The 7,025-nt window shown below is 57.9% G+C and carries 8 protein-coding genes; all 8 read left to right on the top strand.

The annotated features are described in order from the left end of the window. Positions 1-549: 549 nt before the first annotated feature. Positions 550-1,116 carry a NodA family N-acyltransferase gene (locus FS320_RS34885; protein WP_244627583.1) on the top strand — a complete coding sequence of 189 codons (567 nt, stop codon included), beginning with the start codon at positions 550-552 and terminating at the stop codon, positions 1,114-1,116. Continuing rightward, on the top strand, positions 1,113-1,772 hold the full coding sequence (gene nodB, locus FS320_RS34880) for a chitooligosaccharide deacetylase NodB (RefSeq protein ID WP_152716962.1): 660 nt from the start codon (positions 1,113-1,115) through the stop codon (positions 1,770-1,772). Before FS320_RS34885 ends, nodB begins: the two co-directional genes overlap by 4 nt. Positions 1,773-1,787: 15 nt before the next feature. Then, entirely contained in the window at positions 1,788-3,197 is a 1,410-nt protein-coding gene (gene nodC / locus FS320_RS34875; RefSeq protein ID WP_152716961.1) for a chitooligosaccharide synthase NodC, read from the top strand. Then, positions 3,198-3,404 carry an SAM-dependent methyltransferase gene (locus tag FS320_RS34870; RefSeq protein WP_152716960.1) on the top strand — a complete coding sequence of 69 codons (207 nt, stop codon included), beginning with the start codon at positions 3,198-3,200 and terminating at the stop codon, positions 3,402-3,404. It begins immediately after the preceding gene. A gap of 19 nt (positions 3,405-3,423) precedes the next feature. After that, a complete protein-coding gene (gene nodI / locus FS320_RS34865; protein ID WP_152716959.1) occupies positions 3,424-4,338 on the top strand; it encodes a nodulation factor ABC transporter ATP-binding protein NodI in 915 nt (304 codons plus the stop codon). Between the two features lie 3 nt (positions 4,339-4,341). Then, positions 4,342-5,145: an ABC transporter permease gene (locus FS320_RS34860; protein WP_152716958.1), complete on the top strand. Its 804-nt coding sequence runs from the start codon at positions 4,342-4,344 to the stop codon at positions 5,143-5,145. Positions 5,146-5,494: 349 nt separating this feature from the next. Continuing rightward, complete coding sequence (locus tag FS320_RS34855) at positions 5,495-6,247, top strand: sulfotransferase (protein WP_152716957.1); 753 nt, start codon at positions 5,495-5,497, stop codon at positions 6,245-6,247. 45 nt (positions 6,248-6,292) lie between these two features. Continuing rightward, positions 6,293-7,025 (top strand): sulfate adenylyltransferase subunit CysD (gene cysD, locus FS320_RS34850; protein WP_152716956.1); only part of this gene is annotated, 733 nt, incomplete at its 3' end.

Here is a 7,025-nt window from a genome sequence, read left to right as displayed (position 1 = left end):
GCGAGAATTCCGCCTGCCTTGCAACTGCCAGCGGTGTTCCGCTTCGCGATTGGACGGGACATGCGTCGAACGAAGGCCGGCGGGATCGACCTCGTTTCAAAGGTAGCTGTGTTTGGTTGATAATGCCGGCGCTCAGTCAGGAACACATCTTGCGCTGCCCCCAGGTTGGAGAATCAGAATTCAGGACTATACGCATGGTTGTCCATATTCGCATTGGCCCGGCGAAACAACTCAGGTGTCCGCCGGGCATCAACAGGGGTGAATATCCATTGCGGCCACGTACTTCGGCGGCCTGCGTAAGCTTCATCGCGCCGGATTGACGCGACAAGCTCACGCCAACTTGCGTAGACGCTTATCAACGGTAAACTTTCGTATAGTTACCTCGACCCCTCAATATATCGGCTACATATATCCGTATAATTGAGCCAACCCTCCTCTTCGCGTTAGCTTGGCAAACAATCGCGCCGCTGCATCGACTGCGAGATGCGTGCTTCAAGAAATTAGCAAGCAAGAGGAGGTATCTCCATGCGCTCTCAGCTGCGGTGAAGGCTGTGCTGGGAAAATGAGTTGCAACTCGCCGACCATGTCGAACTTGCCGAGTTCTTTCGAAAGACCTTTGGCCCGACTGGGGCGTTTAATGCAAAGCCATTCGAAGGCAGTCGGAGTTGGGCCGGCGCGAGGCCTGAGCTCCGTGCAATCGGTTATGACCCCCGCGGTGTCGCGGCGCATTTGGGATTGTTGCGCCGTTTCATCAAGGTTGGCGCGGTCGACGTACTAGTGGCCGAACTAGGATTGTACGGCGTCCGTCCGGATCTTGAGGGACTCGGAATCGGTCACTCAATTCGCGCCCTGCATCCAGTCCTGCAGGAGCTTGGAGTTCCGTTTGGCTTCGGCACAGTTCGGCACGCGTTGCAGAACCATGTTGCAAGGTTCAGCCGGCACGGTCTGGCGACCATTGTGTCGGGAGTCTGCGTGCGTTCCACCCTTCCAGATGCGCGTCTCGACAAGCCCTCAACGCGCATCGAGGATGTACTCATCGTGGTTTTACCGATTGGACGGTCGATGTGCGATTGGCCGTCCGGGACGGTAATTGATTGGAACGGGCCAGAGCTATGAGGCGCATCGACAGCTTACCCGAAGTGCGCCGTGCGTGCGCAGACGGCACCGGCCGTCGCAGCGTTTATTTGACGTTTGACGATGGTCCTAATCCACATTGCACACCGGAGGTCCTCGATGTGCTGTCGGAACACCGGGTGCCAGCGACTTTCTTCGTCATCGGCGCATACGCGACAGACCAGCCGCACCTAATCCGACGAATGTTCGCGGAAGGGCACGAGGTCGCAAACCATACGATGACCCATCCGGACCTGTCCAGATGCGGACCTGGCGACGTCCAGAACAAGATACGTGAGGCGAACAGGGCCATCAGGACGGCCTGCCCACAAGGCCTGGTCCGGCACATGCGGGCGCCGTATGGCATCTGGACTGAAGAAGTGATCACTACATCAGCGAGCGCTGGATTGGCGGCCATTCACTGGTCAGTAGATCCGCGAGACTGGTCCCGCCCTGGAGTCGATGCCATTGTCGGTACCGTGCTCGCCTCTGTCCAGCCGGGCGCAATTGTGCTCTTGCACGACGGGTGTCCCCCCGACGAGTTGAGACCGAGCACTCACGCCGGTCTGCGCGACCAGACCGTCGTGGCGCTTTCCTGTCTGATTCCAGCATTGCGTGAGCGTGGATTTGCAATCCGCCCGCTTCCTTACCATCCCTGATTAGGATGACATCTTATGGACCTGCTTGCCACAACCAGCACTGTCGCCGTCTCGCTTTATGCGTTGATCTCAACTGTATATAGAACCGTGCAGCTGGGGTATGCACTGCCGACACACGTTTCATCCGCGCTAAACGATCTGGTCGGCTCCCGCCGACTGCTGAGCGTCGATGTCATCGTTCCCTGCTTCAACGAGGACCCGCGTACGCTCTCGGCGTGCCTAGCCTCCGTTGCAAACCAAGACTACCCCAGAGTACTTCAAGCCTATGTGATCGATGACTGCTCTAACAACCGCAACGAGGTGGAATCTGTACACGATGCCTACACGCACGACCCGAGATTCAACTTTATTCTGCTCGACGAAAATATCGGAAAGCGCAAGGCGCAGATCGTCGCGATACGCCGCTCATCCGGAGATTTGGTGCTCAACGTCAACTCGGACACGATAATCGCGTCCGACGTGGTCACGAAGCTCGTACTGAAGATGCAGGATCCAGCGATCGGAGCGGCCATGGGACAGTTGACGGCCAGCAACCGAAGCGACACTTGGCTGACGCGGCTAATTGACATGGAGTACTGGCTTGCCTGCAATGAGGAACGCGCAGCGCAGGCCCGCTTCGGCGCTGTTATGTGTTGCTGCGGCCCATGTGCTATATACCGCCGGTCCGCGCTCCGTTTGCTGCTAGATCAGTACGAGACGCAACTGTTTCGGGGCATTCCAAGCAACTTCGGGGAGAATCGCCATCTCACAATTCTCATGCTGAAGGCAGGCTTTCGAACCGAGTACGTCCCGGACGCCATTGCGGCAACAGTCGTCCCGGATAGGCTTGGGTCGTATCCGCGCCAGCAACTCCGCTGGGCACGGAGCACCTACCGGGATACATTGCTCGCGCTGCGCCTGCTGCCCGGCCTCGACCGCTATCTCGCGCTAGACGTAGTCGGTCAGAATCTCGGACCGCTATTTCTCGCCCTGTCGGCACTAGCGGGACTCGCGCAGCTCACACTGACGGCCTCAGTGCCGTGGTGGACAGGCCTGATAATTGCCTCCATGACCATAGTACGCTGCAGCGTGACAGCGCTTCGTGCTCGCCAACTTCGATTCCTCAGTTACGCTCTGCACACGCCCATCAATCTCATTCTCCTACTCCCAGTGAAAGCCTATGCGTTGTGTACATTGAGTACTAGCGATTGGCTGTCGCGTAGCTCTGCCAACGACGTACCAGACAGAGATAGAAAGCAGGCTATTGTCCAAAGCCCGATTACCGGATCAAGCGCGACAGACTCGTCGGGCATTGCAGCGCCCTTTTGTAGGCTCGATCTTACGCGCGATTCCTTAACGTTGGCCACATCTGACGGACTCGCAGCCACCCATGTGTCTGCAATACCTAGGAGGTCGCGGCATGAGGCAGGACGCGAGGAATGTTGATTGCCCTCGCGGGAATTGGCTGCCTCCGCCCCGTGGCCGCTCAACGGCAATCCGCTCGAACAGGAGCGTCACACGCAAATGCTGCGGCCGACGCTTTCTCAAGGTTCTATCACAAATGCACCCGCAGTCGGATGCGTGGCCGGCGCATCCAGAGACAATCTACCGCCCGACCGCCAAAGGCTCACGGTGCTCCATGTCATGGCGTGAGCGATTGTAGAATGAGCACATGTCCACAGTAGCAATCGACTTTGCTGGTGTAATGAAGTCGCATGGCGGCAAGATCGCTGTCGAAGGGCTGTCGTTCACCGTTGCGCCGGGAGAGTGCTTTGGCCTGTTGGGCCCGAACGGCGCGGGCAAAAGCACGATTACGCGTATGGTCCTCGGCATGGCACCGTTCGACGCAGGTACGATTACGGTGCTCGGCATGCCAGTGCCGGCACGCGCCCGCTTGGCACGCATGCGCATCGGCGTGGTACCGCAGTTCGACAACTTTGACGTCGAGTTCACGGTACGCGAGAATCTGTTTGTGTTCGGACGCTACTTCCGCATGAGCAAACATGAGGTCGAAGCAGCCATCCCGTCGCTGCTCGAGTTCGCCCGCCTCGAGAACAGGGCGGACGCGCGCGTGGCCGACCTGTCTGGTGGCATGAAGCGGCGCCTGATGCTTGCGCGCGCGCTGATCAATGACCCGCAGTTGCTTGTATTGGACGAGCCGACTACCGGCCTCGATCCGCGCGCGCGCCACCTGATCTGGGAACGTCTGCGCTTGCTGCTGGCGCGCGGCAAGACAATTATGTTGACAACCCACTTCATGGAAGAGGCCGAGCGATTGTGCGACCGGCTGTGTGTGCTCGAAGAAGGGCGCAGCATCGCCGGAGGCCGCCCTCATGCTCTCATCGACGAGCAAATCGGCTGCCACGTGATTGAGATCTACGGCGGCAATCCGCATGAGCTGCGTGCGCTGATCAGGCCGTACGCGCAGCGCATCGAGGTGAGCGGAGAAACGCTCTTTTGCTATGCGCCCGATCCGGAACAGGTGCGCGCGCAGCTGCGCGGGCGCACGGGTCTACGCCTACTGCAGCGTCCGCCGAATCTTGAGGATGTCTTTTTACGGTTGACCGGGCGGGAGATGAAGGACTGAACGATGTGGGGATGGTATGCGGCGGCGCTGCCCGCCAATGCATGGAACTGGGTCGCGGTATGGCGCCGCAACTATCTGGCGTGGCGGAAAGTCGCGCTCGCATCGGTTCTTGGGAACCTCGCCGAACCTATGAGCGCTCTGTTCGGCCTCGGCTTGGGTCTCGGAATAGTGGTAGGTCGCGTTGACGGAGCCTCATACATCGCGTTTCTGGCGGCTGGCATGGCTGCGACAAGCGCGATGGTCTCCGCCACCTTCGAAACGATTCATGCGACTTTCGCTCGCATGCACGCCCAGCGCACCTGGGAAGCGGTTCTGTGCACGCAGCTCACGCTCGGTGACATCGTTCTCGGTGAATTGATGTGGGCAGCCAGCAAGGCCTTTCTGGCCGGGACGGGTATCACGATTGTTGCCGCCACGTTGGGCTATGCAGCGTGGCCATCCATCCCCTATGCGCTGCCGGCCATCGCCCTCACTGGTCTCGCCTTCGCTGGCCTGGCAATGGTTGTCACAGCACTTGCGCCTCGTTACGATTATTTCGTGTTTTACCAGACGCTCATCCTTACACCCATGATGTACTTGTGCGGCGCGCTCTTTCCGGTCACTCAACTTCCCGGCGGCTTTCAACGCGTAGTGGCCTTCTTGCCGCTAGCTCATTCCATCGACCTCATTCGCCCGGTAATGCTTGGCCGCCCGGCCGACAGCGTCGGCCTGCATAATGGTGTACTTTGTATATACATAGTATTGGCGTTCTTCCTATCGGTGGCGCTGTTGCATCAACGTTTGCTTCGTCGACGCCAAATGCGTTGACACGACTTGTGATAAACTTGAGGAGATACACGGTGCGGTATCGCGAACTGGGCCATAGATGCCCGAAGGTAAGCGTGCTCGGCTTGGGCACTTCGAGTTGGGGAAAGCCGAACACTGATGCCGCGGCGCACGTGCCACTGGACGCAGCCCTACGGGCCGGCATACATGCCGGTCTGCGCGACCAGACAGTTATCGCACTGTCCCGTGGCTTGCAGCGTTGCCTGAGTGCGAATTTGTAATCCTCCTGCCTCCTCACCATTGAACGAGCCGGTGGAACTATGACAGCCACGAGTCTTGTAATGGGAGTTACCGGAAGCGTCGCGACCAATCTGATCTGGAGGAAGATGCAATGACCCACTCCACACCGTCGCCTGATCCATTCGTAATTCTTGCGATGCCAAGGACTGGCACGCACTATCTGGAAGAATTGCTAAACGAGCATCCGAACGTGTTGAGCAACGGTGAGGTGCTCAACACGTATGATACGAATTGGCCCGATAGGGACCGCCTGCTACGCAGCGATCACGAGCTCCTCGAGTGTGCCTACCTGCGCTATCCAACGCGGGGCGACAAGACCAAGGTGACGCATGTTGGCTGCAAGATCAATGAACCTCAGTTTCACGATCGCCCGGACTTGCTTGCCGAGCTGACCCGTTGGCCAGGCCTCAAGGTCATCCTCGTCGTTCGTAGAAACACATTGGAATCGCTTCGATCGCTGATGCAGGCAAGGCAGACCCGCCAATGGCTGAGATTCGGCTCGGACAGCGAAGTGGCTCCGCCGCGCGTCAGATTGTCTGTCGCCGCCTGCGAGGCCTACTTTAAGACTGCCGACGATTTCCACGCCAAGGTTGCGCACTCCTTCGCGCCGACCAACATGCTTATGATCGAGTACGAGAATCTTATTCACGATCCCGCCGCTTGCTTAACAAGGATTTGGGATTTCCTGGGGGTTCCAGCGCTCCAGCTTTCTGGTCGCGCCGTCCTCCAGCGCCAGGAAACGCGCCCACTCGACCAAACGGTAGTGAATGTTTACGAGTTGCGGCGCCATTTTGCAGGCGGAACTTACGCGAGATTCTTTGAAGGTAATGACGTGTATAGTTAGATCGCTTTGTTCAACCATCCATCAATCACTGAGGCATTCTCTCTAATGTCGCTTTCTCACCTTCAGCGCCTTGAAACTGAAGCTATTCATATTCTTCGGGAAGTCGCAGCGACTTTCTCGAATCCGGTGATGCTCTACTCCATAGGTAAGGACTCATCCGTCATGCTCCATTTGGCCATGAAGGCATTCTACCCGGCCAAGCCGCCGTTTCCTTTCCTGCACGTGGATACCAAGTGGAAGTTTCGGGAGATGATTGCATTCCGCGATCGGGTGGCAAGGGAGCTCGGCATCGACCTGCTGGTACACGTTAGCACCGACGGAATTGAGCAGAACATCAATCCGTTCACCCATGGGTCCAATGTTCACACCCATGTGATGAAGACCATCGGTTTGCATCAGGCACTGGAGAAGTATAGGTTCGACGCAGCTTTCGGCGGAGCGCGTCGCGATGAGGAAAAATCCCGCGCGAAGGAGCGCATTTTCTCCCTCCGCAGCAATCAGCACGCTTGGGATCCGAAGAACCAGCACCCTGAGATGTGGAAGACCTATAACACCCGAATTGGGCCTGGCGAAACAATCCGTGTGTTCCCGCTCTCGAATTGGACCGAGCTCGACATTTGGCAATACATTATGAAAGAAAATGTTCCAGTCGTCCCGCTTTATTTCGCCTCCAAACGGCCTGTGGTCGTCCGCAACGGCATGCTGATTATGGTCGACGATGAGCGCATGCCTCTTGAACCGGGAGAGAGAGTTGAGGAGCGCTTGGTTCGCTTCCGTA

Source organism: Microvirga tunisiensis (assembly GCF_009296175.1).
Lineage (GTDB): Bacteria > Pseudomonadota > Alphaproteobacteria > Rhizobiales > Beijerinckiaceae > Microvirga > Microvirga tunisiensis.
This window is presented reverse-complemented; position numbering and strand designations above follow the sequence as displayed.